Genomic DNA, 25,844 nt, shown 5'->3' on the forward strand with positions numbered 1-25,844 from the left:
AAACGGCTCTCATCTGGTCCGGGGACCCTTGGGACCATTGCGCGGCCGCTCACCGCCGCGACCGCCACCCGGACGCTCGCCGCGCGGCTTACCGAACGGCTTGGCGCCACCCGGCTTGCCATAGGCCGGCTTGCCATAGGCCGGCTTGAACGAGGCCTTGCGCGCCTTGGCATCGGCCGCCTTGGCGGCATCGGCTTCCGCCCTGCCCTTGCCGATCGGACGCGCGCCCGGCGCCATCCAGACATTGGCCTTGCGCTGGCCCGGCGGCTCGATCGGCCGCTGCTCGCGCTCGGGTTTTTTGCCACCACGCGGTTTGTCGCCAAAGGCGCCACGGGGTTTATCGCCAAAGCCACCGCGCGGTTTGTCGCCGAAATCGCCACGTGGCTTATCGCGAAACTCGCTACGCTCGGGTCGCGGGCCGCGTTCGCCAAAGCTCTTTTCCGGCCTTGCACCCCTTTCAGGGCTGGTCGACAGTTTGCCCAACGCCTCGTCGCGGCTGCCCTCGCGGCGCTTGCGGTTCTTGATCAGACCGCCCTCGCCGATCGGCCGGCGATCGCCCTCGCGGGTGAATTTCGGCCGTTCGGGCTCCACTTCGCGCTCACGCCGCACCGGCTGGTTGGAGAACGGCTTGGTGATCTCGGCGTCGAAATTGGCGCCGGAATCCTCGATCAGGCGTTCGCCGAGCTGGTCGCGCAAGACGCGGCCCTTGATCTCCAGCACATGGCCTTCGGCGAGGTCGTCGAGCTGGAACGGCCCGTAGGAGATGCGGATCAGCCGCGTCACGTCGAGGCCGAGCGAACCAAGGATGGTCTTCACTTCCCGATTCTTGCCTTCGCGCAGGCCGATCGTCAGCCAGGCGTTGGTGCCTTGCTCACGGTCGAGCGTCGCCTCGATGGCGCCGTAGAAGACGCCATCGACGGCAATACCTTCACGCAGGCCTGCGAGCACGCTTTCCTCGACCTTGCCATGAACGCGCACGCGGTAACGGCGCAGCCAGCCAGTGGCCGGCAGTTCGAGCACGCGCGACAGCCCGCCATCATTGGTGAGCAGCAGCAGGCCTTCGGTGTTGATGTCGAGGCGACCGATGGTCATCAGCCGCGGCAATTCGGCCGGCAGCACGTCGAACACGGTCTTGCGTCCCTCGGGGTCGCGATTGGTGGTGACGACCCCGGCCGGCTTGTGGAACAGGAACAGCCTTGTGCGCTCGATCGGCGGGATTTCCATGCCGTCGAGATGGATGATGTCGCCGGGCATGACGTTGAAGGCCGGCGAGGTCAAAGCCCGGTTGTTGACCTTGACGCGGCCGGCCGCGATCAGGTCCTCGGCGTCTCTGCGCGAAGCCAGGCCGGCGCGGGCCAGCCGCTTGGCGATACGCTCTCCGGCTTCTTCAGTCTCCGCGGCGCGCGGGCGCGGCTTGAAGCCGCTGCCGGAGGCGCCTTGCGGCCGGTCACCACCGAAATCGCGCTTGGGGCGATCGCTGAAGTCGCGTTTCGGACGATCGCCGGCATCGCGCTGTGGGCGATCGCCGAAATCGCGCTTTGGCCGGTCGAAACGGTTTTCACCTTCGGCGGCGGCAGGCCGATCACCGCGCGGTGCATAGGGCTTGCGCGGACCTTCGCGCTTCTCATAGGGCTTGCCCTCGGTACGAGGCCCCTTGCTGAACGGCCGGTCGCCGCTCTTGAAGTCGCGCTTCGGCCGCTCGCCATCGGCCGCCATCGGCCGGTCGCCACGCGGCGCATAGGGCTTGCGCGGCCCTTCGCGCTTTTCGAAAGGCCTGCCTTCCGGGCGCGGACCCTTGCTGAACGGCCGATCGCCGCTCTTGAAATCCCGCTTCGGCCGCTCGCCATCGGCCGCCATCGGCCGGTCGCCGCGCGGTGCGTAAGGTTTGCGCGGACCTTCGCGCTTTTCGAAAGGCTTGCCTTCGGGGCGCGGACCGTTGCTGAACGGCCTGTCGCCGCTCTTGAAATCGCGCTTTGGGCGCTCGCCCTCGGTTGCTGCAGGCCGGGCGCCACGCGGCGCATAGGGCTTCTTGGCCCCGAAGGAAGGCTTGCCGCCTTTGCCGGCGGCGCCATCACGGCGCGGCCCTGCGGCTCTCGGGCCGCTTTTGCCCGGGCCTTTGTGGCGCGGAGATTTCTTGTCGTTGTCGTCCATGTGGCCTTTGTCCGTTTGCGCTGCTACAGCGTGGCGCATCCCTAAGCGTGATGCCGAAAGCGGTTTTCGGCGTCATGCTCTATCTCTCGATCTAGAGACGGCGCGCAACGAACGCTATAGCACTTTGATTTGGCGCATGATCATTTCCGAAAATCTGTTCCGATGTTCGGGTTGACGCGCTCCATAACAGGATCACCGCCAAGTGGCGAGGAGATAATCGGAATGGAAACCGCGTGAAGCGGCCGGATTTCATGGCGCTGGCGCTGAAAGAGGCGCAAGAAGCCGCCTTGCGTGGCGAAGTTCCCGTCGGCGCCGTCATCGCAAGCGGCGATATCGTGGTGGCATCCGCCGGCAACCGCACCCGCGAGCTTGCCGATCCAACGGCGCATGCCGAAATGCTGGCGATCCGCGCGGCCTGCCAGGAGCTCTCCAGCGAGCGGCTGACCGGGCACGACCTCTACGTGACGCTGGAGCCCTGCGCCATGTGCGCCGGCGCCATTTCCTTCGCCAGGCTTCGCCGGCTCTATTTCGGCGCGGCCGACGAGAAAGGCGGCGCGGTGATCAATGGCGTGCGCTTCTTCGCCTCACCGACCTGCCACCATACGCCCGATATCTATCCGGGCATGGCCGAGGCCGATGCGGCGATGCTGCTCAAGGAATTTTTTCGGGAAAGACGCGAGACGTAGAGCCTTCAGCTGGGAAGGCGACGCTGCCTACCAGGAGGGCAGCCAGTCGAAGAGCCCACCGCTCTTGGACTTGGCGGCAGCCTCCTTCTTGAGGCGGCGTTCCTTCTTGTATTCGTCCTCGCCGAGTTCGCCCTGCGGCGCGGTGTCGGCGGCGGCGCGATAGGCCAAAGGCGGCTCGCTCAGATATTTGCGCGTGGTGGGATCGCCCTGCTTGCCCTCAGCCGTGCGGCGCTGGATCTCGGCGGCGCGGCCCTTGTCCGAATCCGCCGGCGACCAGCGCGGCGGGTGGCTCGAGGCCGAATCCGCCATCGCCTTCTTTACAGAAGCCGGATCGGTCTGCACATCATCGACAATCTGTGACTGATAGGACGGATCGTCCTGGTGGGCGGTGGCGTCGGCACGCAGGCGGGCGCGGCGCTGCTCGGGCGATTCGGGCCAATCAGTGCTCGCCGTCTCGATGCTTTCCTGCGGCGCCGGCAGCGCTTCCTTTTGCCCCGGTGCGGGCTTCACCAGCTCCGGACGGGGCTTGTAGTCGATCTGTTGCTTACGCTTCGGCGAGATTGAAAAGGCGCCGGACAGGTCGCCAGCAAGCTGCTCGCCAGCCGTCTTGTCGGTGCCGTAGGTGGGCGAACCCATGCAGCCGGACAGAGCGAGGCCGGACGCGACAAGCGGCGCCAGCAGCGCAACGCGCACGGAAGTTCTGTCGGTCATGCCAAAAAGTCCCACTCTAGACAGCCTCTCGATCGTCACCGGCCAAAGGTCCGGTCCCCATCGTCCACGCTCTTGCGACGGAAATCCGGCGACAATTTGTCTTCCGGAGTTTCGCGTGTTTACCTCAACCACTCGTTAAGGGCAACGCGCGGGCGGTTTTCGCCCACCCGGCGTGGCTTCTATGCACCGGCTTATGGACTCACAAACGTCCCAAAGCCTGCAGCTCATGCAGCACCGCGGCATCGCGGGCCGAAACGTCGGGGAATTCGGCATCCTGCCCGACATCGGCCGTATAGCGCCACGAGCGCGCGCATTTGACCAAGCCGCGGTCCTCGGCCTTTTCGACCACCACGGCGACACCTTTGACATCGTCGAGCGCAAAGGCGCCTTCCGGCGCCTTGCCATGGGCGATGATGAGATCGCTGGTGATCGCCATTTCGGCCATGTCGACGTCGGCGATTGCGGCTTCAAGCGCGGCATCGTCGAGGGTCACGACGGGCACCGCTTCCAGGGACGCGCCGATGACCTTCTGGGCCCGGGCGATCTCGAGGGCGCCGGTGACGACACGGCGGACCTGCCGCACCTTGCGCCATTTCTCCGCCAGCGCCTCGTTCCTCCAGTCGGCCGGAATCTCAGGGAACTGGTCGAGATGCAGCGACACTGCATCGGGATGACGGTCGAGCCAGGCTTCCTCCATGGTGAACGGCAGCATCGGCGCTAGCCATTTCACCAGGCAGTCGAAGAGGTGGCGCACCACCTGCACCGAGGCCTTGCGCTTCACGCTGGCAGGTCCGTCGCAATAGAGTGCGTCCTTCCTGATGTCGAAATAGAAGGCCGACAGCTCGACCACCATGAAGTCGAGCAAAGTGCGGGTGATGCGCTTGAACTCGAACGCATCGTAGCCCGAGCGCACGACCTCATCCAGCTCGGCCAACCGGTGCAGCATCAGCCGCTCCAGTTCCGGCATCTTGTCCAGCGGCACCTCCTCGCCATCGTCATGGGCCAGCGTGCCCAGCATCCAGCGGATGGTGTTGCGGAGCTTGCGGTAGGCGTCGATGTTGGTCTGCAGCACGTTCTTGCCGAGCCGCTGGTCTTCCCAATAGTCGGTCGTCACCACCCACAGCCGCAGGATATCGGCGCCGGACTGCTTGATAACGTCCTGCGGCACGACGGTGTTGCCGAGCGACTTCGACATCTTGCGGCCCTCCTCATCCATGGTGAAGCCATGGGTGACGACGGTGTCGTAGGGCGCCCTGCCCCTGGTGCCGCAGCTTTCGAGCAGCGAGGAGTGGAACCAGCCGCGATGCTGGTCAGAACCTTCGAGATAGACGTCGGCCGGCCATTTCAGGTCCGGACGGTCTTCCAGCGTGAAGACATGCGTCGAGCCCGAATCGAACCAGACGTCGAGGATGTCCATCACCTGCTTCCATTTGGAGGCATCGTGATTACCGAGGAAGCGCTCCTTGGCGCCGGCAGCGAACCAGGCGTCGGCGCCTTCCTGTTCGAAAGCATCCATGATGCGCTGGTTGACTGCTTCGTCCTTCAGCACATTGCCGTCCTCGTCGGCAAAGACGGCGATGGGCACGCCCCAGGCGCGCTGGCGCGACAGCACCCAGTCGGGGCGCTCCTCGATCATGGCGCGGATGCGGTTCTGGCCGGCCGCCGGCACGAAGCGCGTGTCGTCGATGGCCTCCAGCGCGCGGCTGCGCAGCGTCGTGCCGTCGCCGAGGTCCTTGTCCATATAGACGAACCATTGCGGCGTGTTGCGGAAGATGATCGGCTTCTTCGAGCGCCACGAGTGCGGGTAGCTGTGCTTGAGCCGGCCGCGCGCGAACAGCGCGTTGCGCTTGATCAGCTCGTCGATCACCGCCTGGTTGGCATTGCCCTTCTTGCCGTTGTCATCGAGGACGCGCGCAGCGCCGCCCTCGCGGTCCGGGCCGAAGCCCGGCGCGTCCTTGGTGAAGAAGCCGCCATCGTCGACGGGAAACGGGATCGCGGTGTCGATACCGCGCTTGAGCAGCTCGGCCACCGCATCCGTCCAGGCGTCGAAGTCCTCTCGGCCGTGGCTGGGCGCGGTGTGGACGAAACCCGTGCCGGCGTCGTCGGTGACATGGTCGCCGGCGATCATTGGCACGGGGAATTCATAGCCGCCGCCCAACCCCCTGAAAGGATGCGAAAGCGTAAGGCTTGCAAACTGTTCGCTTGAGACGCTGTGAAGCCGGTTCAACGTGACCTTGGCTTTTGCCGCCGCGTCCTCGGCCAGCGCATCGGCGAAGATCAGCTTCTCGCCGGGCTGCGGGCCGAAGGCATTCTCGGCCGCCGTCACCGTGTAGAGGCCATAGGCGACGCGCGGCGAATAGCTGACGGCGCGGTTGCCGGGCAGCGTCCAGGGCGTCGTGGTCCAGATGACGACATGGGCCTCGAGCAGGTCAAGCGAGGATTCCGACAGCGCCGCCGCCTGCGCGTCCTCGGCGCCGGTGACCGGGCGAGCAAGGCTGGCGACCGGGAATTTCACCCAGATCGTATCGCTCTCATAGTCCTGGTATTCGACCTCGGCCTCGGCCAGAGCGGTGCGCTCGACCACGCTCCACATCACCGGCTTGGAGCCGCGATAGAGCTGGCCCGACATGGCGAACTTCAAAAGCTCGCCGGCGATGCGCGACTCCGCATGGAAAGCCATTGTCGTATACGGGTTCTTGAAGTCGCCGACGACGCCGAGGCGCTGGAACTCGCCGCCCTGGACCGAGATCCAGTGCGCGGCGAAGTCGCGGCATTCCTTGCGGAATTCGTTGACCGGCACCTCGTCCTTGTTCTTGCCCTTGGCGCGGTACTGCTCCTCGATCTTCCATTCGATCGGCAGGCCGTGGCAGTCCCAGCCCGGCACATAGTTGGCGTCGTAGCCGCGCATCTGGAACGAGCGGGTGATGACGTCCTTGAGGATCTTGTTCAGCGCATGGCCGATATGGATGTTGCCGTTGGCGTAGGGCGGGCCGTCGTGCAGAACGTATTTTTCGCGGCCGGCGGCCGTCTCGCGCAGCTTGCGATAAAGGTCCATGTCCTGCCAGCGCTTGACCAGCAGCGGCTCTTTCTCCGGCAAGCCGGCGCGCATCGGGAAATCCGTCTGCGGCAGATAAAGCGTCTTGGAATAGTCGATCGTTTCAACAGTGTCGGTCATTTGGTCTGCCATGTGCATTGCCCGGCGGCATCGAAGCTCGGGCGTGAAGTCTTCGGTTGACGCATATCATTTTCCCAAAGCCGGACCCACTTTTGGGCGATATGCGTTGATGTTCTGGAAAAAGCGCGAGGGGGCGCGCAGAAACTCCCGGCGGCTCCGGCGGCGCTCAGGCCACCCGGAACACCGGGCCTGTAATTCGTATCGCGATCGCGAAAAGGCGCGAAAAGCTGGTCATGGCTGGGCTTTTAGCCGAAGCCACGGCAGGAATAAAGCGTGGAAATCGCCTACATTGAAAAGTTGAAACGGTAGGTGGTCGAGACGCCGACCGTGAACTGGTCGCGCTGGCCGCGCTCCTTGACCAGGCTGGAATCGGCGGCCGGGCCCATCAGGCGCGCATATTCGCCGAACAGGCTGGCGGTCATCGGCTCCGTCACCTTCCAGGTGATGGCACCGCCGAGGCCGGTCGATTTCAGGCCGCCGCCGGGATGGTATTCGCTGAGGCCCGATGCCGCGGCCTCCTTGGCGTTGACGCCGTAATAGGAGTCGAAATAGCCCGACGAGGCGAACGACACGCGCAGGCCGCCCGAAATCCTGACCGTCGGCGTCACATCGTAAAACGCATCGGCGGCGATGTCGGCGACAAAGCCGTCATGGGCACGGATGCCGTGGCGCAGTTCGGCGCGGGCGCGCAGCCAGTCCGTCGGGTAGAATTCGAAGAAACCGCCGACCTCGCCGCCCCAGCGCACCGGGTCGAGGCCTTTCAGCTCATCCTTGCTGCTGCGCGAAAACAGGAACTTTCCGGTCAGGCCGGCGCGGACGCCGCCATCGTCGACCAGCGCCAGTGAAATGTTGTCATTGCGCGAGGTGAAGCGGGCAGATGGCCCGACCTTGCCCAATGAGATGATCGGCGTGGCGCTGAGCAGCAGACTGTTGGAGCCCTCGAATTTCGGCGCGACCATGCCGGTGGCGCCAAGCGTCAGATACCAGTCGCCCGAGAGCCAGCCGAAGGTGCCCTCGCCTGCGTTTGCCACCGTGGGCGCACCCAGCATAATCGCCGCCACAACCGCTGACATTTTCCCGACCGGACTCATGGTCACTCCACTAACACAACACAGCTGCGCCCCGGTCACAGCTTTGACGGCCGTTTGGTAAAATTTGATTTAAATCCGAGATAGAGATCGCGGTTTGCAGTTGTCCGCAGTCGCTGGACCGGTGCCGACGCCCGGACTAACCTCAGGAACGGCGACAAGCCAGGCGATCTTTGATGCAAAGTGACTTTGAGGAGATGCGGCTATGACCCTGCACGGTGACACCCTGAAAGACGCGATCGGCCGGACACGAGACAAATGGGGGTGGTTCGTCGCGCTCGGCGTGCTGCTGCTCATTTTCGGCGGCATTGCCTTCGGCAATCTGTTTATCGCCACCGTCGCCTCGGTCTATGTCGTTGGCTGGCTGATGCTGATGGCCGGCATCATCGAGATCGTGCATGCCTTCGGGGTGAAGACCTGGAGCCGCTTCTTCTATTGGCTGCTCAGCGGCCTGCTCTATGCGGTTGCCGGCTTCTTCGCCTTCGACAATCCGCTGCTGGCATCGACGGTGCTGACCTTGCTGCTGGCAGTGGCGCTGGTCGCCTCAGGCGCGCTCAGGGCCTGGGTCGGCTACAGCCATCGGCCCGAAAATGGCTGGGGCTGGGTCGTCGCGGCGGGCCTGATCAGCGTGCTGGCGGGCCTGACCATCGCCATGGGCTGGCCCGTCAACAGCCTGTGGGTGCTCGGCCTGTTCCTGGCCATCGACCTGATCTTCCAGGGCTGGAGCTTCATCGCTCTCGGACTGGCCTTGAAGAGGTAGGCGGCCGGACGCTCAAAAAGCGATCGCGCTGTCGAGTTGCGACAGCGGCCTGACGCCGGCCAGCAGCGCGCGTGCCTCCGCCTCGTCGCGCTTGATCTGCGCCACCAGCGCATCGAGCCCGTCGAACTTCACCTCGGGGCGGAGGAAGCCGAAGAACGAGACTTCGCAGATCTCGCCATAGAGATCGCCGGAAAAGTCGAAGACAAAGGTTTCGAGCAGCGGCGCGCCATTGTCGTCGACGGTCGGACGGCGGCCGAAGCTGGCCACACCGTTGTAAAGCGTGCCGTCGGCGCGGCGGAAGCGGACGGCATAAATCCCTTCCTTCAGTTCAGCTTCCGGAGAAAGCCTCATGTTGGCTGTCGGGAAGCCTAGCGTGCGGCCGAGCCGCTGGCCGCCGATGACTTCGCTTTCGACGGTGAAGCGGTAGCCGAGCAGGCCGGCGGCCTCGGCGACTTCACCCTCGCACAACAAGGCGCGGACGCGGCTCGACGACACCACCTCGGCGCCTTCGTCGCGAAAAGCGTCGACCAAAGTGACGCCGAAACCGTGGCGCTCGCCTGCCGCCATCAGAAAGGCCGGGCCGCCTTGCCGGTCCTTGCCGAAGTGGAAATCGAAGCCGGTGACGGCATGGGTGATGCCGAGGTTCCTTTCCAGCACATCGGTCACGAAAGCCTCGGCCGACAGGCCGGCAAAGGCGCGCGTGAATGGCTGTTCGACGAGTGCTGCAAAGCCCAGATGCGACAACAGCCGCGCCTTCATCGGCGGCGGCGTCAACACGAACAGCGGCATATCGGGCCTGAACACCTTGCGCGGATGCGGCTCGAAGGTCAGCACCAGCGCCGGCACGCCGCGCCGCCCGGCTTCGGCAAGCGCGCGTTCGAGCACGGCCTGGTGGCCGCGGTGAACGCCGTCAAAATTGCCGATCGCCACCACGCCGCCACGCAAGTGCGCCGGCAGCGGCGCGGTAGCGGAGATATGGTCGAAGGCTGCGCTCATGGAAGCGACCCTACCGCAGTCTCGGAATGACGGCGACCGGCCGGAAGCCGTGCTTCTGCAGAAAGGCTGCAAGCCTCGCGGGGTCCGGCTGCATGGGATCGCCATAGTCGCGCGCGTGAATGCCGCCCGACACGTAAAGCACGTCGATCCCATTATCGGTGGCGCCCTTGACGTCGGTCATCATGCCGTCGCCAATGGCCAGCACCTCCGAGCGCTCGACGTCACGGCCAAGAAGCAAGGCGAGCTCCCGCATTGCTGCATCATAGACCGGCGCATAGGGTTTTCCGGCAATCAGCGTGCGGCCGCCGAGCTGCGCATAGTCGCGGGCCAATGCCCCGGCGCACCAGATCATGCGCTCGCCGCGCTCGACCACGATGTCGGGGTTGGCGCAGATGAAAGGCAGGTTCCTGGCCCGCAGTCGGCGCAGCAGTTCGGCATAATCCTCAGGCGTTTCCACCTCGTCGTCGAACAGGCCTGTGCAGACGACGCCGGAGGCCTCGAACTCCTCGACGAGGTCGACGTCAAGACCGTCATAGAGGGTGAAGTCGCGGTCGGCGCCGATGTGGAAGATTTTTTGCGGGCCCTCGGCGATGAGGTCGCGGGTCACATCGCCCGAGGTGACGACACGGTCGTAGGCAGCGGTGGGGACGCCGATCGCATTCATCTGCGCCACCACATCGGCATTGCGGCGTGGTGAATTGGTGATCAGGACAACCGGAACCTTCGCGGCGCGCGCAACGGCAAGCGCCTCTGCGGCCGCCGGGAAATGCCATTCGCCATTGTGGATCACGCCCCAGACATCGCACAGGATGGCCGAGTAGGCTCCCGACAAATCCGCGAGCGAGCCGATGATGTCAGGCGAATCCGCCATGCCGTTTTCCTGATGTGACGATCGTTGCGAGAGCTGCAGCCGACGGTCCGCCGCAACCGGCCCCGCATTAACCGAAGCGTTTCATCCTGTCACCAGCTTTCGGCGTTTTCGACGCCCTCGCGCCACGGCTTGATGGCGGTTGCATCTCGATGAAAGCGCCCCTTCCCCAAGCTTCGGCCGATCGAAAAATGTTGCTTCGCCGATCACCAGGGCCGAGTGGTTAACGAGCCTTGAAATGATGGGCCGATCTTGGACGTATTTCAGCAACCCGAAATTTAACGATTTGTGGGCATCTTCGCGCCGATATTCGATATTTGGATCCTGGCAGGGGTGCTGAAGGCATGATCCGCAGATTTCTACGCGACAGACGCGGCAATTATGCCTTGATGACGGTGATCACCATGGTGCCCTTGATGGGCGCCCTGGCACTCGCCATCGACTACACCCAACTGATCCGCCAGCGCCAGGACACGCTGAACGCGCTCGACGCCGCAGGCATCGCCACGGCCCAGCAGATCGTCTCCGGCGCGACCGACGATGCTGTCAAGGCCTATGCCAAGGATTTCTTCGAGGCCAATCTCGGCCACGTCCAAGCGGCCAATACGGCGTTGACCGTGACATTGCCCAACAACAACGCCGGCGGCGGCACGCTGAAACTTCAGGCGACGCTGACGTTCAAGCCATACTTTCTGCCGGTCGCGGCCTGGATGCTTGGCAAATCGTCGAGCGACACCGATGTCCATATGACCGCCACCTCGGAAGTTCGTCTCAAGAACACGCTTGAAGTTGCCTTGGTGCTCGATAATTCCGGCTCAATGAGCATCAACGGCTCTGGCACCGGGCAAGAGCGGATAGAACTGCTCAAGGACGCGGCGACCGAACTTGTGAACACTCTGGCCACCCAGGCCCAGCAGATGAAGCAGGTCACCAAGCCGGTGCAGTTCGCCCTCGTTCCGTTTTCGGCTTCGGTCAATGTCGGTGTCCCGCCCTCCTCGGCTCCATTGCCGACATGGATGGACACGACCGGCATTTCACCGATCCATCATGAGAACTTCGATTGGTCAACAATGACATCAGCAGCCAATCCAAACAAATATATCGAAAAAGTAGGCAGCATGTACTACCAGCGCGGTACGGGCTGGGGCGCGGACCAAGACAAGCCGATGACGCGCTTCAGCCTCTATCGAGACATGATGGCCCAGACCTGTACGAAAAAGAACTCGAACGGTACTTGCCAGACTTCTGTGGTCGCCCCGTATGAAGCCTGGAAGGGCTGTGTGGAAGCAAGGCCGTACCCTTATAATGACGACGACACGACGCCGACCACAGGAACGCCCGCCACCCTGTTTGTGCCGATGTTCGCGCCGGACGAAGCCGGCAACTTCTGGCGCGACACCAATGGTGACGGCAAAAACGACGTCAACAGTACATCCTGGGGTTACCCGAACAACTGGTGGGTCGATTCGTCCGACTTGTTGACGAAAGCTGCCCCGCGCCAGAAAGACATGCGCAAATACTTTATGGTCAAACCCTGGAACGCACCAGCCGCGGCTGCCGATGGTGGTCCCAACGCAGCGTGCACGACCGGTCCGATCACCCCACTACAGGACATAACCACCACCGCCGGCAAGAAGGTCATTACCGACGCGATTCAAGCCATGGTGCCGACCGGCAATACCAATGTTCCGGAAGGCCTTGCCTGGGGCTGGCGAACGGTCTCGAGCAAAGAGCCCTTCACGGGAGGCCGGCCAGAGACTGAGAGAGGCAACGACAAAGTGGTCATCGTGCTGACCGACGGCGCCAATACCTATAGCATTGGCCCTACCAACGACATGACCGCCAACTATGCCAACAACGGATCGACCTACGCCGCTTACGGTTACACCGGCCCGAAGGTGGGCGAAACCGCGACCCGCATGTTCGTAAACACGAGCGTCGCCAAGACCACTTATACGGCGGCCAATTACACCGCCGCCCTGGACCAGCAGATGCAAACGCTCTGCTCCAACGCGAAGGCCGGCAACATTCTCGTCATGACCGTTTCTCTTGACTTGGTTGACACGAAGCCTGCGGAAAAGAGTGCAATGGACGCGCTGAAGAAATGCTCCTCGGATTCGCGTTTCCGCAAGGATAAGGCCGACCCGACGGGCAAGACCCCCGCCAAGCTCTACTGGAACGCGACCGGTGCCACCCTGTCGCAGAGTTTCAAGGAAATCGCCGACGAATTGTCCAACCTGCGCATCGTCGGCTGACCGGCGCAAGTCATTGGGACGAGGCGCCCCGTCTCCGGCGGGGCGTTTCTGCGAGCAGCGGTCATCCACCGGCCGCCACCTTGGTTAGCGCTTGGTGAAGCGTTCGGCGCGCAATCGAGCGGTTTCCCAAACCCGTCCTTCAGCGTTTTGTGAAAGTGTGGCGGCATTGAAGAATCCGCAGGCGGGGCCGCTTACATCACATGCGCAAATTCTGGCGTGACTTCTGGCGCGACCGGCGCGGCAATTATGCTCTCATGACCGTTCTGGCCATGGTGCCCCTAATGGGCGGCGTGGCCATGGCCGTCGACTTCAGCGGCATGGTCAGCGAGAAGCAGAGAGTGGTCAACGCGCTCGACGCCGCCAACTTCGCCACAGCGCGCCGGCTGGTGGAAGGCGCCACCGACGACCAGTTGCGCGCCTATGCGCTCGACTTCTTCAAGGCAAACCTCAACGACGTCGATCCCGCCAACACGACGCTCGACGTTACGCTGCCCAGCAGCACAGCCGGCGGCGGCATCGTCAAGCTTTGCGCAAGCCTGGTCTACAAGCCCTATTTCCTGCCGGCAGCTTCGATGTTGATCGGCAAGACGTCAGGCGACATCGACTACTCCGTGTGCTCGCAGGTGCGGTTGAAGAACACGCTGGAAGTGGCCATGGTGCTCGACAATTCGGGCTCGATGTCGACACCCGGCACCGGCTCCGGTCAAAAGCGCATCGACCTGCTCAAGCAGGCCGCCAAGCAGCTTGTCGACACGCTGGCCCAGCAGGCGGCGATGATCAAGCAGATCGACAAGCCGGTGCAGTTCAGCCTGGTGCCGTTCGCCGCATCGGTCAATGTCGGCGCCAGCAACGACAACGCGTCATGGATCGACGCCTATGGGCTGTCGCCTGTCCACAATGAGAACTTCGACTGGTCGACACTGAACGCTACCGACAAATACGCCCAGAAGATCGGCGGCATCTGGTACAAGAAAGGCACCGGCTGGGGCGAGCAGGAAGGCCAGATGCTGACCCGCTTCTCGCTCTACCGTGACATGAAGGTGGTCACCAGCCACGAGCGCATCGTCGGCAGCAAGCGTGTCGTGTGCGACGAATACCGGTCCAACCACACCTGCAGGCGCAGCCACGACGAATACGACTACAATGACACCTACGGCCCGTTCGCCAGCTGGCAAGGCTGTGTCGAGGTGCGACCCTACCCTTACAATGTCGACGACACGCCGGCCTCCGGCGGTCCAAACAACACCGGCACCGGCGTCGGCGACCCCGCGACCATGTTTGTGCCGATGTTTGCGCCGGACGAGCCAGGCAACCACTGGTATATCACGCAGGATCCGGATGAGCCGAAGCCGGTGACCTATGGCGCGGTCAACAGCTGGTGGAACGACGATCCGTCGAGCACCACCGGCAAGACCAGACAGTCCAACATGGCCAAGTATTTCCAGCCGCGGCCGATCAATGCGCCGGTGCTGTCGAAAGGCGCCGGGCCTAATTACAGCTGCACCACGACGCCGATCACGCCGCTGACCGATGTCACCAACGCCGACGGGCTGGCCAAGATCAAGGCTGCGATCGACCTGATGGCGCCCAACGGCAACACCAATGTGCCGGAAGGCATGGCGTGGGGCTGGCGCACCGTCTCCAGCACCGAGCCCTTCACCGAGGGACGCCCGGAGACCGAGCGCGGCAATGACAAGGTGGTCATCGTGCTTACCGACGGCGAGAACACCTATTCGACGGTGAGCTCCGACCCCGCCGGCAACAAGTCGACCTATGCCGGCTATGGCTATACCGGCGTCGGCTACAACGGCACCGCGGTCACCCGCCTGTTCGGCGGCACGTCGAGCGCCATCGGACAGTTCAACTATTCGTCGAGCAACTACACCGCCGCGCTCAACGAGCAGATGGCGACGTTGTGCAACAACGCCAAGGCGGCCAACATCATGGTGATGACGGTGGCGCTCGACATGTCGACGACCGACGCCGGCGACAAGAGCGCGATGGACGCGCTGAAGACGTGTTCGTCCGACTCGCGCTTCCGCAAGGATCCGACCGACCCGAGCAAGCCTGCGAAACTGTTTTGGAATGCGACGGGCGCCACGCTGTCGGACAATTTCAAGGAAATCGCCAACGAACTGTCGAACCTGCGCGTGGTGAGCTGAGGCAGAAGCTGCTCATCTCCCCCCTCGAGGGGGAGATGTCGCCAAAGGCGACAGAGGGGGTCGGTTCGACGGGACGCGCCCCCCTTCGTCGACAGACGAGGCTGGCTCTCCACGCGAGACGACCCCCTCTGGCCTCCCGGCCATCTCCCCCTCAAGGAGGGAGATCAACAGCGTCGCCGCCCTCGCCAATTTTCGACGCTGGCGCAAAGGCTCCCGCCATCATGCCCTTGCGGTGAGTCAGGGCGCATGGTGAGTATCGTCACCGATTCCCGGAGACATACCCGTGCCCGAAACCGCCAACCATCTCGCCTTCGCGCTGGTCTGCCTTGGCATGGTGCTGACGCCCGGGCCGAACATGATCTACCTGATCTCGCGCTCACTGTCGCAGGGCCCGAAGGCGGGGCTGATCTCGCTCGGCGGCGTGGCGGTCGGCTTTTTGTTCTATGTCGTATCGGCTGCGCTGGGCATCACCGCGCTGCTGCTTGCCGTGCCGTTCGCCTATGACGCGCTGCGTATTGCCGGCGCGCTCTATCTGCTGTGGCTCGCCTGGCAAGCCGTGCGGCCCGGCGGGCGCTCGCCGTTCCAGGTGCGCGAACTGCCGAAGGACAGGCCGCGCAAGCTGTTCGCCATGGGCCTGATGACCAATCTCCTCAACCCCAAGGTGGCGGTGCTCTATCTGTCGCTGCTGCCGCAGTTCATCACGCTGGGCAAGGGCCATGTGCTGTCGCAGCTTCTGGTGCTCGGCGCCACGCAGATTTCAATCAGCCTGACCGTCAATGCGATCATCGCTGTGACGGCCGGTTCAATCGCCACCTTCCTCGCCGGACGGCCGCTATGGATGGTCGTCCAGCGCTGGATGATGGGCACGGTGCTTGCAGCGCTGGCGCTGAAAATGGCAACCGACGCCCAACGCTAGGGTGCGTTGCCATCCGGGTGATGTCGGCCTGACCTGGATCTCAGCATACCCTATGGCTGGGTGACCGCTACATCGGCCGTCGCGTCTGCTGCGCGCGCTCCGGCTCCACCACCTTGCGATAGAGGTGCCAGGTGGCATGGCCAAGCACCGGCATGACCACGGCGAGCCCGGCAAACAGCGGGATCGAGCCGATCACCAGCAACACTGCGACGAGCAGCCCCCACAGCAGCATCTGCAGCGGATTTGCCATCACCGCGCGCGCCGAGGTCTCGATCGCCGCTACGGCGCCGACGTCGCGGTCGAGCAGCAACGGAAAGGCAACCACCGTCGTCGCCAGCACGATCACGGCAAAGATGAAACCGGCGGCATTGCCGAACAGGATCAGCGTCCAGCCCTTGCTGGTCGTCAGCACCTCGCTCAGAAATCCGGCGATCGAAGCCGGCGGCTGATCGCCGAACAGGCTGGTGTAGATCGACTGTGCGGTGAACATCCACAACAGGAACAGCACCAACAGCATCAAGCCGATGACCGCGATCGACGGCAGCGCCGGCGAGCGGCGCACGTCAAGCGCATGCCGCCAAGAGGTGTTCATGCCGAGTTCGCGCCGGCGGCTGATCTCGTAGAGGCCGATCGCCGCGAACGGGCCGACCAGGGCGAAGCCCGACATCAGGGGATAGATGAGCTGGATGGCGTTGGAGCCGGAGGTCCACCGTGTCAGGATCAGGCCGACGACGGGATAGATCACGCAGAGGAACACGTAGTGCGACGGCTTGGCCCAGAAGTCGTCGAGACCGAGCTTGAACGCATCCCAGAGGTCCGCGGTGGTGATACGGCGCACCGTCGGCTGCACGTGCAGTCCTTGCGCGCCCGCCATGACATGAAAGCCGGCCATACCTTCCTCCCGTGTGTCGGGGGCGGTCATCGCCTGGATGGCCGCCCGCAGCTGCCACTTCAAGAACACGCGCATCATAGCCGATATCTGGGGAAAAGTCGCCGTGCCGACGGCATTTCCTTCGTCTCACGCGATTTTCATCGCTCGGCCGGCAGACGCGAATTTTCGCGGGGCCGATCGTCGGCCAGCCGGCCAAACATGCGGAAATCGTGGTAGCTGCCCTTGAACCAGCCCTTCTGGCGCAGCGTCCCCTCATAGCGGAAGCCCGCTTTTTCCAGAACCCGGTCCGATCCGCTGTTGCCAGGAAGGGTCCAGGCCTCAATGCGATTGAGGCCGAAAAGCTGGTAACCGCATGTCGCGACGGCAATAACTGCCTCGGTCATCAGGCCTTTCCCCCAGAAATCCGGATGCAGCTCATAGCCAATCTCGCCACATTTGGATTTCCTGGCGAACCAATTGTAGCGGATTGCGCCGACCACCCGCTTCGAAGCGATATCCTCCATGATCCAGCCGCACCCCTTGCCGGTGGGATGCGCCTTGGTCATCCAGTTCATAACCCGTTTCAATTGCGCCTTGGTCGGCGCATCCGGCCAATTCGAATAGCGGGAGACATCCGGGATCGACAGGATGTCTCCGAAGGCCTCGGCGTCCTTGGCGGCGGCCGCGCGCAACAGCAGGCGGCTGGTGGATAAAACCGGAAAGACATGGGCAGATGCTGGCATCGGGTTCCTAGGCTCACGCGGCATTTCAGCAGTCCGGACGATCCGGGACATGCTTTCACTCAACCTAGCGCAACCGGCGGATTCGCCAAGCACCCCGGTTTTTGCTCGCCCTGCCCGGCAAAAGCCATGATCGCCGCTAAGTCAGGCAGGCATGACATCAATCGACACCGCCGATCATGCGCTCTCGCAATCCCGTTCCGACGAGATCAGCCCAAAACCAAACCGGCGCATGCTGCTGATCGGCCTCGCGGCCATGGCCGGGCTCGCCGCTTGCAGCACCGTTTCGGTGCCGACCGGTGAAGGCGCCGGTGTCTCGTCCTCCGCCACCGCGACGCTGGCCGGCATCCGCGCCTCGGCCGGGCTGCCGGCGCTGGTGCCGGACGCACAACTCGAGCAGGCCGCACTCCAGCAGGCCGGCTATATGGCCACCCGCGAACGCATGAGCCACACGACAGGCTGGGGCAAGGATTTCGCGTCGCGGATGAAGGACAATGGCGTGCGGGGCGCCGCTGCCGAGAACATCGCGGAGGGCCGGTTCGACCAGCAGAAACTGTTCGACATCTGGATGCATTCGGCAGGCCACCGCCACAACATGCTCGATCCGGATTTCAGCCGCTTCGGCCTTGCCTATGTGCGCGACGGACGCGACAGCGCTGTCCGTTACTGGAGCCTGGTGCTGGGAAGGTAAGCGCCTGCGGTTACCGACGCCAACCCATCGTCAGCCTTTCGCGATGAGCTTGCCGATATCCCCGGCCGACAGCGGTTTGCTGAAATAATTGCCCTGCATTTCGTCGCAATTGTTCTTGCGCAGGAAGGCAACCTGGTCATCCGTCTCGACGCCTTCGGCAAGCACCCTCAGGTTCAGCTTTTGACCCAATGAGATGACGGCACTGGTAACCGCCTGATCGTTCTCGTCGGTCGCGAGGTCGTCGATAAAGGACTTGTCGATCTTCAGCCGCTGCACAGGAAAGGTCTTGAGCGCGCTGAGGCTGGAATAGCCGGTTCCGAAATCGTCGATCGATATCTGCACGCCGAGCCCTTGCAGCCCGTTCATCGTTGCGACCGCCAACTCGAAATCCTGCATGATCAGGCTTTCGGTCACCTCGAGCTCGAGATACCTGGCCTCCAGGCCGCTTTCCTTCAATGCGTTGACGACGCGGTCGATCAGGTTCTTCTCCCTGAACTGCCGCGCCGACACGTTGACGCAGACGGTGACGGGCGGCAGACCGGCGCGCTGCCAGGCTTTGTTTTGCCGGCAGGCTTCGTGCAGGATCCAGTCGCCGATCGGCACGATCAGCCCGGTCTCCTCGGCGGTCGGGATGAACATCATCGGCGACACCAGGCCTCGCGCCGGGTGGTTCCAGCGTACCAACGCTTCGACGGCCAGGATCTGACCCGATCGCAGATCGACCTGCGGCTGGTAGAGCAGCGCGAATTCCGAACGGGCGAGCGCGTTTCGCAATTCCCCCTGAAGCAGGAATTTTTCGTGTGCGCTTGAGTTGAACTCGGGGGCATAGAACTGGAAATTGTCGCGGCCGAATTCCTTGGCGCGAGACTTGGCGGCATCGGCATTGGCCAACAGCTTGTCCGGGCTCGTCCCGTCCTTCGGGTAATTTGCGATGCCGATGCTGGCCGTTAATCGCAGGCGGTGCTCGGCGACAGGAACCGGCTCGGCAATCGCATCCCTGATCGTCTGCAGGGTTTCCGAAATGACATCGGCATTGGTGGGTTGATCGAACAGGACGATGACAAATTCGTCGCCGCCTACCCGCACGACGGTGTCGGTCGCCTTCACGCATCCAACCAAACGGCCCGCGACAGTCTTGAGCAGTTCGTCCCCGGCATTGTGGCCCAACGTATCGTTCACCAGTTTGAAATTGTCGAGATCGATGAACACCACCGCCACCCAGCGATTGTATCGCTGCGCGTAGAGGACCGCCTGGGAAAGCCGATCCTCCAGCAAAGCGCGATTGGGCAGCCCGGTCAGCGCGTCATGGTTGGCCATGAAGTGGATCTGGTCTTCAGCCCGTTTGCGCTCGATCGCGATACCGGCAATGTGGGTGGTGAATTCGATCAGGCGAGTCTCGGCCTCGGTCGGCTCGCGCACGCTCATCGAATACATGGCAAAGACGCCCAGCACGACGCCCTGATGTGACAGGATCGGGGTCGACCAGCACGAACGGTAGCCGTACAGCGCGGCGAGGTCGCGGTAATCCTCCCAGAGCGGATCCTGCAGGATGTCGGCGACGATGACCGGTTCGCGCCGGTAGGCGGCGGTTCCGCACGACCCTGTCTTGGGGCCAATGGCAGATCCATCGATGGCGCTCATATAGGCTTTGGCTAGGCTCGGCGCCGCACCGTGCCGCAAGTGCACGCCATCCTGGTCGAGCAGCAGAACGGAACCGAATATCCCCTTCAGTTGGGATTCGACCAGGCGCATGAGGCTGTCGAGCACATTCTCGAGCGGAGCGCTCGTCGCAATCATCTCCAGGATGTTTGCCTGTCCGCTGCGCAGGACATCGGCCTGCTTGCGGGCCGTGATGTCGCGGGCGATGCCGACCAGACCGAAAATTTCGTTTTGAGCATTGCGCAACGGCACTTTGGTCGACGAGAGCCATTTTACGGTGCCCGACGCGTTGACGACGAACTCCTCCGCGTCGATCAAGGGTTGTCCGCTTTCGAGCACCGACTGTTCGACTTGCCGAAACTTCCGCGCAACCTCCGGGGGATGGATATCGAAATCGGTCAAGCCGATCATGTCGGCGGTGTTGTCGCGGCCACTGTCAGTCGCAAGTGCGCTGTTGACGACGATGAAGCGGCTTTGCGTATCCTTGACCCAGAGATAATTGGGCACCCAGTCGATCAGTGCCTGCAGCGAGATGCGCTCGTCGACGATCTGTCGATTGGCGGTGAGATCGGTAATGTCCTCATGCGTGGCTAGCCAGCTGCCGTCGGGCATTGACTGGTTATAAATCTGGATGGTCCGGCCGTCGGGGAGTTTGGCGGTCCAGGTCCTTGGACCCTTGCCTGAATTGACCGATCTCGCCATCGCCAGATAGGCGTCGGTAGCCAGCGCCGCCGTACCGGCAGCGGCGCGGCGCTCGACGATCTCGCTCAGCGTCAGACCTGGCCGCAACTGCTCGGGTGCGAGCCGGTAGATTTCCGCATAACGGCGATTGCTCAGGATCAGCCGCTCATCGCGGTCGAAAAAGCAGATGCCTTGCGAAACGTTTTCGATCACCGTCTCGAAGCGCAGTGCCTGCCCTTCAAGTGCCGTGATTGTCGCCCGCAGCTCGTGCTCCAGCGACCCATAGGAAACGTCGGCCAGTTTTGTCAGCGCGGCCAAGCCGGCAGGCTCAGTCGTTTCGGCGGATTTCCTGGATGATTTCGTAACCAAACAGACCTTCTCCCACCTGGGTCTGAAAGAACGCAAAAATCATTTATGTGCCATGCGACAGTCTGTTGATCGTGTTGGATATGTACTAACAGCATATAAACCGAACCGAAATCAGACGCGAAGGTTTCTGGTTACCTGAAGCTTAAACGCCATTTTCAAATCGCCATCGGCGCTACAAAATCGACATTCTCCAATGTCTGGAGAGTTTTGCGATCATCTCGGCATTCGCTCGACCTTGCGTATTCGCGGGCGCGTCCGCGACAACGTCATCTGATATCGAGAAATATCGACGCGCGTCTCAATCCATATGTGCTGCCGGCGCCGCGCCAGCAACCGGGGCCGTCTTCGGCTTGCGCAGCAGAAACACAAACGGGATGGCGATCAGCGTCATCATCATCAGTATTTTGAAGTCGTTGACGTAGGAGATCATCATCGACTGGATGTTGACCATGCGATCCATCTGCGAAAGCGCCATCGGGTCGCCACCAGCTGCCGCCGGCGAAAGCGCCCACAGATTAGGGTTGAACGGGTTGATGAAGGCCGACAGCTCGGTGTGGTTGACCTGCGTGTTGCGCACCAGGAGAACCGTCACCACCGACACGCCGATCGAGGAACCCAGATTGCGCACCAGGCTGAACAGCGCCGTGGCGTCGGTGCGGAAGCGCACGTCGAGCGTGGCGAAGGCCACCGTCGACAACGGCACGAACACCATGCCCATGCCCAGCCCCTGGATGACGCCGGAGCTGAGGATCAGCCAATTGTCCATCTGCGGCGTAAAGCCGGCCATGGTGTAGAGCGACTGGGCTGTGAGCAGAAAGCCGATGACGACGAGAATCCTGGCGTCGATCTTGCTCATGAGCCGCCCGACGACAAGCATCGAAATCATCGTGCCGACACCGCGCGGGCCCAAGACGATACCGATGGTGATGGTCGGATAGCCGAAGATGGTCGACAGCATCGGCGGTAGCAGCGACATCGAGGCCAGGATGAGCACGCCCATGACAAAGATGAAGGCCAGCCCGGTGACGAAGTTGCGGTCGAGGAAGATCTTGGGGTCGATGAAAGGACGTTCCGCCGTCACCGTGTGAATGATGAACACCCAGAAGCCGGTGATCGAAAGAGCAAGCTCGATCCAGATTTCGACCGAGGAAAACCAGTCGACCTCGCCGCCGCGGTCGAGCAGCAGTTGCAGCGCGCCGACGCCGAGCGAGATCATGGCGAAACCGAAGAAATCGAAGCTGCGCACCCGCCGGGCAACGACCGGCAGATAGGCGGCCATGCCGAGAAAGGCGATGATGCCGACCGGCAAATTGATGAAGAACACCCAGCGCCAGTTGAAATTCTCGGTCAACCAGCCGCCGAGCGTCGGGCCCAGGATCGGCCCCAGCATGATGCCGGCGCCCCAGATGGCCATCGCCTGACCGTGGCGTTCCCTTGGGTTGATGTCGAGCAGGAAGGTCTGCGACAGCGGCACGATGGCCGCGCCGAACACGCCCTGCATCAGCCGGAAGAACACAATCGACTCCAGGCTCCAGGCGATGCCGCACAGCATCGAGAACACGGTGAAGCCGACCACCGCCGCCAGGAACAGTTCCTTGCGGCCGAAGCGGTCGGCCAGCCAGCCGGTCACCGGCGTCATGATGGCGGCGGCAACGATGTAGGAAGTCAGCACCCAGTTGATGTTGTCGGGCGAGGCGCCAAGATCGCCGGTCATGGTCGGCAGCGCGACATTGGCGATGGTGGTGTCGAGCGCCTGCATGATCGTGGCCAGCATCAACGCCACGGTGATCAGGCCGCGATGCGGCACTTCCTTGAACGGCTCTGGCGTGCTCATGATACGGAACTTCCGACAGGTAACAAAAACGTGTACACTAGGCTTCCGGGCGGCGAGGCCTTCTCTGGTGAAGAGACCCTCATCGCGGTGGGACGCGATCTATCGATGTGGGGGTTACATCGACCGAACGTCTCAACACATCAGGCGCTTGCCGCCCGGAAATCCAAGGACCGAAGGATCGGCGTCGAGATGGCCAGGCGTTGGTCAGGCCGCGATGCGGCCCGGTCCAACCCACCCCTCTCGCAACCTGCCATCGGACCAATCCTGTCATCTCATCTCGCCTGAGCGAGCATTCCTGCCCGGCCGTGATCCTGCTTTTCAGAATCACGGTCCATTCACAGTCTATTGTGCCTCGCCCGCCGTGGCGTGGCCGAAGATGGCCGGCAACCCGCGGGCAACGCCGGTGTCCACCGTAACCGAGGCGCTCATACCGGTGCGCAACGCCATCTTGGCATCGGCATCGGTGAGTTCCAGGCGCACGGGAATGCGCTGGGTGACCTTGACCCAGTTGCCGGTGGCATTCTGGGCCGGCAACAGCGAAAACTCCGCGCCAGTGCCGGCGCCGATTGCCTTGACGGTGGCTTCGAATGTGCGGCCCGGATAGGTGTCGACCACGATCTCGGCCTTCTGGCCGGATTTCATGTGGGTAAGCTGGGTTTCCTTGAAATTGGCATCGATCCAGGTGTCGCCGGTCTCGACCAGCGCAAACAAAGGCGTGCCGGAACCGACATACTGACCGACCTTGAAAGACGAGGCCTGGCTGATGACACCATCGGCCGGCGCCTTGACCGTGGTCTGTGCCAGATCGTAGGCGGCCTTGTCGCGCGCGGCGAGTGCGGCCATCACCGTCGGGTGCTTGTCGGTCTCGATATCGGGATTGCCGGCGAGAGCGGCCTTGGCGCTGATGATGCCTTGCTCGGCCACCGCCAGCTGCTGCCTGGCCTTGTCGAGATCGTTCTTGGCCTGATCCAGCGAGGATTTGGCGTTGATGCCCTTCTGGGCAAGGTCGGCCGCGCGGTCATACTGCGACTGCGCGTAGTCGACTTCGCTGGCGTCGGACTTCTCTTGCGCCATCGCCTGGCTGTAGGCAGCGCGCAACTGTTCGATGCCCACGCGTGCGACCGCAACCGCCGCATCGGCCTGGGCCAACGCGATCCGGTAGGGCTCGGGATCGATGGCAAACAGCACATCACCCTGCTTGACCAGCTGGTTGTCTGAAATGTTGACCTGAACGATGCGCCCGGCCGTATCCGAGGCGATCGACACCTTGGCCTGCTGCAAATTAGCGTTCTCGGTCTCCTGATAGCGGCCGCCGGTCACCCAGACATAGCCGCCGCCAATGGCCAGTGCCGCCGGCAGGACGACCATTAGAAGCAAGCGGCCGAGGCGGCGCGGCTTTTTCGGGGCCGGCGCGGGCTGCACCGGCGGCGCCACCGCGACAGGAGCGGCGGCCGGCTGTGCCGGCGCCTCGAGCTTCGTCACATTCTCGTCCATCTTGGCTGCCGCGTTCATGCCGCTGCCCCTCCTGTACTCTTCAGAGACGACGTCTCGCCGTCCGCAAGGTTCTGCACGATGGTGTCCAGCGCCCGGATCAGGACGCGGCGATCTTCCGGCGAAACGCCGACCAGCGATTCCTCATAGACCTCGCCAGCCAGGCTCTTGATCTCGGCATAGGCGGCGCTCGCCTTGGCGGTCGGGAAGATCATGCGCACGCGGCGATCGGTGGCATCGGAGCGGCGTTCGATCCAGCCGCCCTCTTCCATACGATCGACCAGACGCGAAACGCTGATCGGCTCGATTTCAAGCAGGTCGGCAAGGCGCGCCTGACTGATGCCCTCTTCCTTGGCGACGCGGACCATCAGCCGCCATTGCGCCGAGGACAGGCCAAGCCCGCTGGCGCGCGTCTCGAAGCGCTTGCGCAGCAGGCGCTGCACGTCGTGGATCAAAAAGCCCAGCCTATCTATGCCGTCGGAAACCATGAGTGATACATATTATAAGCGTGCTTACTATTCAAGATGCCGCATTGCGCCAGAGCCGTGCCGGCATCAGTCCACACGGTTTGATTGCGCCGGATGCGCAATTTCGATCAAACTGGCAGCGAAGGAAGACGGCAGGATGATCAGGCCAATGCGAGAAGGAGACACATGAACCCGACCGAGAAAGCGCTGTGGTTTGTCGAGAGCCATCTGCCGGAAGCGATCTCGCTCGACGATGTCGCGCACAGCAGCGGCGTGTCGCGCTTTCATGTGACGCGGGCGTTTGGCGCCGCCACCGGCCGTTCGGTGATGGGCTATATGCGCGCGCGCCGGCTGACCGAAGCGGCGCGCAAGCTGGCCGCCGGCGCGCCCGACATTCTCGCGGTCGCGCTCGATGCCGGCTACGCCTCGCATGAGGCCTTCACCCGTGCCTTCCGTGACCAGTTCGGCACGACGCCAGAACTGGTGCGCGCGCAGGGGAGCCTCAAAAATCTCGAACTCGTGGAGCCGATCCTGATGGACCAATCCTTCCTCGCCACGCTGAAGCCGCCGCGCTTCGAGACCGGCCGGCCCTTCCTCATCGCAGGCCTCGGCGAGCGCTACAGCTGCGAATCCAGCGCCGCCATTCCAATGCAGTGGCAGCGCTTCGGTCCCTATATCGGCAACATTCCGGGCGAGACCGGCGATGTCGCCTATGGCGTCTGCGTCAACGGCGACGACGCCGGCAATTTCGACTACATCGCCGGCGTCGAAGTCCTGGATTTCTCCGACCTGCCGAAAGGGCTTTCCCGGGTGCGGGTGCCGGCACAGAAATACGCCGTCTTCACCCATGCCGAGCACATCTCGACCATCCGCCGCACCGTCAACACGATCTGGAACAAATGGCTGCCGGCCTCCGGGCACGACATAGCGGACGGCCCCGAATTCGAGCGCTACGGGCCGGAGTTCGATCCGCGCAGCGGCAATGGCGGGCTGGAGATCTGGATACCGGTTCGCGCGTGAGGCGCTAACAGGCTGTTGAAGAAGTCCATTTGTGAGCGACGAAGTCTGCTTCGTCGCCGCCATGAAAGCAGATTTGTCCGTTGATAGAGCCGTCTGGTTGGATTTCAGCCCATCCATTGCCCTGGGCTTCGTCCATTTCGTCATTGCCTTGCCAGGAGAAGGCGACATTGTTGCCGTCACCCGAGCCGAAGATCTGGCCGGTGACGCATCCGAAGGCGAATTCGCCGGAGCCATCGTCCGCGAACTCAATGTA

At 63.1% G+C, this 25,844-nt stretch carries 20 protein-coding genes; 8 read left to right on the top strand and 12 right to left on the bottom strand.

Annotated features, from left to right (window positions below; translation table 11 throughout):
• Positions 1 to 9: 9 nt before the first annotated feature.
• A complete protein-coding gene (locus AC1D1L_RS30095) occupies positions 10 to 2,151 on the bottom strand; it encodes a pseudouridine synthase (protein WP_477344989.1) in 2,142 nt (713 codons plus the stop codon).
• Between the two features lie 233 nt (positions 2,152 to 2,384).
• On the opposite strand from AC1D1L_RS30095, the gene AC1D1L_RS30100 reads away from it, so the two are divergent.
• Positions 2,385 to 2,837 carry a nucleoside deaminase gene (locus AC1D1L_RS30100; protein ID WP_477344990.1) on the top strand — a complete coding sequence of 151 codons (453 nt, stop codon included), beginning with the start codon at positions 2,385 to 2,387 and terminating at the stop codon, positions 2,835 to 2,837.
• 27 nt (positions 2,838 to 2,864) lie between these two features.
• On the opposite strand, the gene AC1D1L_RS30105 is transcribed toward AC1D1L_RS30100, so the two are convergent.
• The 3 genes from AC1D1L_RS30105 to AC1D1L_RS30115 all read right to left on the bottom strand — a co-directional run bounded on the left by AC1D1L_RS30105 (position 2,865) and on the right by AC1D1L_RS30115 (position 7,814).
• Positions 2,865 to 3,548: a hypothetical protein gene (locus tag AC1D1L_RS30105; RefSeq protein WP_352590370.1), complete on the bottom strand. Its 684-nt coding sequence runs from the start codon at positions 3,546 to 3,548 to the stop codon at positions 2,865 to 2,867.
• Positions 3,549 to 3,747: 199 nt separating this feature from the next.
• Positions 3,748 to 6,723 (bottom strand): isoleucine--tRNA ligase, encoded by a 2,976-nt coding sequence (gene ileS, locus AC1D1L_RS30110; protein WP_477344991.1) that lies wholly within the window; start codon positions 6,721 to 6,723, stop codon positions 3,748 to 3,750.
• A 284-nt stretch (positions 6,724 to 7,007) separates the two neighbouring features.
• Positions 7,008 to 7,814: a MipA/OmpV family protein gene (locus tag AC1D1L_RS30115; protein WP_477344992.1), complete on the bottom strand. Its 807-nt coding sequence runs from the start codon at positions 7,812 to 7,814 to the stop codon at positions 7,008 to 7,010.
• Positions 7,815 to 8,016: 202 nt separating this feature from the next.
• On the opposite strand from AC1D1L_RS30115, the gene AC1D1L_RS30120 reads away from it, so the two are divergent.
• Positions 8,017 to 8,571, top strand: a complete 555-nt coding sequence (locus AC1D1L_RS30120; RefSeq protein ID WP_477236423.1) for an HdeD family acid-resistance protein — start codon at positions 8,017 to 8,019, stop codon at positions 8,569 to 8,571.
• Between the two features lie 12 nt (positions 8,572 to 8,583).
• Here the strand turns inward: AC1D1L_RS30120 and AC1D1L_RS30125 are convergent, their stop codons facing one another.
• Both AC1D1L_RS30125 and AC1D1L_RS30130 read right to left on the bottom strand, forming a co-directional pair.
• A complete protein-coding gene (locus AC1D1L_RS30125; RefSeq protein WP_477344993.1) occupies positions 8,584 to 9,567 on the bottom strand; it encodes a bifunctional riboflavin kinase/FAD synthetase in 984 nt (327 codons plus the stop codon).
• Positions 9,568 to 9,577: 10 nt separating this feature from the next.
• Positions 9,578 to 10,438: a TIGR01459 family HAD-type hydrolase gene (locus AC1D1L_RS30130; protein ID WP_477344994.1), complete on the bottom strand. Its 861-nt coding sequence runs from the start codon at positions 10,436 to 10,438 to the stop codon at positions 9,578 to 9,580.
• A gap of 341 nt (positions 10,439 to 10,779) precedes the next feature.
• Between AC1D1L_RS30130 and AC1D1L_RS30135 the strand changes: the two genes are divergently transcribed.
• The 3 genes from AC1D1L_RS30135 (at position 10,780) to AC1D1L_RS30145 (ending at position 15,768) form a co-directional block, all read left to right on the top strand.
• The gene (locus AC1D1L_RS30135; RefSeq protein WP_477344995.1) at positions 10,780 to 12,690 is read left to right on the top strand and encodes a pilus assembly protein TadG-related protein; all 1,911 of its coding nucleotides are present in this window, start codon (positions 10,780 to 10,782) and stop codon (positions 12,688 to 12,690) included.
• Positions 12,691 to 12,890: 200 nt separating this feature from the next.
• Entirely contained in the window at positions 12,891 to 14,852 is a 1,962-nt protein-coding gene (locus AC1D1L_RS30140) for a TadE/TadG family type IV pilus assembly protein (protein ID WP_477344996.1), read from the top strand.
• Positions 14,853 to 15,135: 283 nt separating this feature from the next.
• Positions 15,136 to 15,768, top strand: coding sequence for a LysE family translocator (locus tag AC1D1L_RS30145; protein WP_477344998.1), 633 nt, complete (start codon positions 15,136 to 15,138; stop codon positions 15,766 to 15,768).
• Between the two features lie 67 nt (positions 15,769 to 15,835).
• Here AC1D1L_RS30145 and AC1D1L_RS30150 read toward each other — a convergent pair whose 3' ends face one another.
• Both AC1D1L_RS30150 and AC1D1L_RS30155 read right to left on the bottom strand, forming a co-directional pair.
• Positions 15,836 to 16,660 carry a DUF2189 domain-containing protein gene (locus AC1D1L_RS30150; RefSeq protein ID WP_477345007.1) on the bottom strand — a complete coding sequence of 275 codons (825 nt, stop codon included), beginning with the start codon at positions 16,658 to 16,660 and terminating at the stop codon, positions 15,836 to 15,838.
• A gap of 137 nt (positions 16,661 to 16,797) precedes the next feature.
• Positions 16,798 to 17,382 (bottom strand): GNAT family N-acetyltransferase, encoded by a 585-nt coding sequence (locus tag AC1D1L_RS30155; RefSeq protein ID WP_477344999.1) that lies wholly within the window; start codon positions 17,380 to 17,382, stop codon positions 16,798 to 16,800.
• Between the two features lie 229 nt (positions 17,383 to 17,611).
• On the opposite strand from AC1D1L_RS30155, the gene AC1D1L_RS30160 reads away from it, so the two are divergent.
• Positions 17,612 to 18,070 carry a CAP domain-containing protein gene (locus AC1D1L_RS30160; protein WP_477345008.1) on the top strand — a complete coding sequence of 153 codons (459 nt, stop codon included), beginning with the start codon at positions 17,612 to 17,614 and terminating at the stop codon, positions 18,068 to 18,070.
• 30 nt (positions 18,071 to 18,100) lie between these two features.
• On the opposite strand, the gene AC1D1L_RS30165 is transcribed toward AC1D1L_RS30160, so the two are convergent.
• From AC1D1L_RS30165 to AC1D1L_RS30180, 4 genes are all read right to left on the bottom strand, one after another.
• Complete coding sequence (locus AC1D1L_RS30165) at positions 18,101 to 20,779, bottom strand: EAL domain-containing protein (protein WP_477345001.1); 2,679 nt, start codon at positions 20,777 to 20,779, stop codon at positions 18,101 to 18,103.
• A 298-nt stretch (positions 20,780 to 21,077) separates the two neighbouring features.
• The gene (locus AC1D1L_RS30170) at positions 21,078 to 22,613 is read right to left on the bottom strand and encodes a DHA2 family efflux MFS transporter permease subunit (RefSeq protein WP_477345002.1); all 1,536 of its coding nucleotides are present in this window, start codon (positions 22,611 to 22,613) and stop codon (positions 21,078 to 21,080) included.
• 342 nt (positions 22,614 to 22,955) lie between these two features.
• A complete protein-coding gene (locus tag AC1D1L_RS30175; protein ID WP_477345003.1) occupies positions 22,956 to 24,125 on the bottom strand; it encodes an HlyD family secretion protein in 1,170 nt (389 codons plus the stop codon).
• A complete protein-coding gene (locus tag AC1D1L_RS30180; RefSeq protein ID WP_477345005.1) occupies positions 24,122 to 24,592 on the bottom strand; it encodes a MarR family winged helix-turn-helix transcriptional regulator in 471 nt (156 codons plus the stop codon). The genes AC1D1L_RS30175 and AC1D1L_RS30180 overlap by 4 nt, the downstream gene beginning before the upstream one ends.
• Before the next feature lie 165 nt (positions 24,593 to 24,757).
• On the opposite strand from AC1D1L_RS30180, the gene AC1D1L_RS30185 reads away from it, so the two are divergent.
• Together AC1D1L_RS30185 and AC1D1L_RS30190 are read left to right on the top strand one after the other, a co-directional pair.
• Positions 24,758 to 25,591, top strand: coding sequence for an AraC family transcriptional regulator (locus AC1D1L_RS30185; RefSeq protein WP_477345006.1), 834 nt, complete (start codon positions 24,758 to 24,760; stop codon positions 25,589 to 25,591).
• Between the two features lie 31 nt (positions 25,592 to 25,622).
• Positions 25,623 to 25,844: hypothetical protein (locus AC1D1L_RS30190; RefSeq protein WP_477339718.1), on the top strand; the 222-nt coding region annotated here is incomplete at its 3' end.

The organism is Mesorhizobium sp. P2_D6 (genome assembly GCF_056404315.1).

Coding starts and splice junctions, on each gene's coding strand:
- AC1D1L_RS30095 (WP_477344989.1), bottom strand. CDS start 2,151: ATGGACGACAACGACAAGAAATCTCCGCGCCACAAAGGCCCGGGCAAA.
- AC1D1L_RS30105 (WP_352590370.1), bottom strand. CDS start 3,548: ATGACCGACAGAACTTCCGTGCGCGTTGCGCTGCTGGCGCCGCTTGTC.
- ileS (WP_477344991.1), bottom strand. CDS start 6,723: ATGACCGACACTGTTGAAACGATCGACTATTCCAAGACGCTTTATCTG.
- AC1D1L_RS30115 (WP_477344992.1), bottom strand. CDS start 7,814: ATGAGTCCGGTCGGGAAAATGTCAGCGGTTGTGGCGGCGATTATGCTG.
- AC1D1L_RS30120 (WP_477236423.1), top strand. CDS start 8,017: ATGACCCTGCACGGTGACACCCTGAAAGACGCGATCGGCCGGACACGA.
- AC1D1L_RS30125 (WP_477344993.1), bottom strand. CDS start 9,567: ATGAGCGCAGCCTTCGACCATATCTCCGCTACCGCGCCGCTGCCGGCG.
- AC1D1L_RS30130 (WP_477344994.1), bottom strand. CDS start 10,438: ATGGCGGATTCGCCTGACATCATCGGCTCGCTCGCGGATTTGTCGGGA.
- AC1D1L_RS30135 (WP_477344995.1), top strand. CDS start 10,780: ATGATCCGCAGATTTCTACGCGACAGACGCGGCAATTATGCCTTGATG.
- AC1D1L_RS30140 (WP_477344996.1), top strand. CDS start 12,891: ATGCGCAAATTCTGGCGTGACTTCTGGCGCGACCGGCGCGGCAATTAT.
- AC1D1L_RS30150 (WP_477345007.1), bottom strand. CDS start 16,660: ATGGCCGGCTTTCATGTCATGGCGGGCGCGCAAGGACTGCACGTGCAG.
- AC1D1L_RS30155 (WP_477344999.1), bottom strand. CDS start 17,382: ATGCCAGCATCTGCCCATGTCTTTCCGGTTTTATCCACCAGCCGCCTG.
- AC1D1L_RS30160 (WP_477345008.1), top strand. CDS start 17,612: ATGCTGCTGATCGGCCTCGCGGCCATGGCCGGGCTCGCCGCTTGCAGC.
- AC1D1L_RS30170 (WP_477345002.1), bottom strand. CDS start 22,613: ATGAGCACGCCAGAGCCGTTCAAGGAAGTGCCGCATCGCGGCCTGATC.
- AC1D1L_RS30175 (WP_477345003.1), bottom strand. CDS start 24,125: ATGAACGCGGCAGCCAAGATGGACGAGAATGTGACGAAGCTCGAGGCG.
- AC1D1L_RS30180 (WP_477345005.1), bottom strand. CDS start 24,592: ATGGTTTCCGACGGCATAGATAGGCTGGGCTTTTTGATCCACGACGTG.
- AC1D1L_RS30185 (WP_477345006.1), top strand. CDS start 24,758: ATGAACCCGACCGAGAAAGCGCTGTGGTTTGTCGAGAGCCATCTGCCG.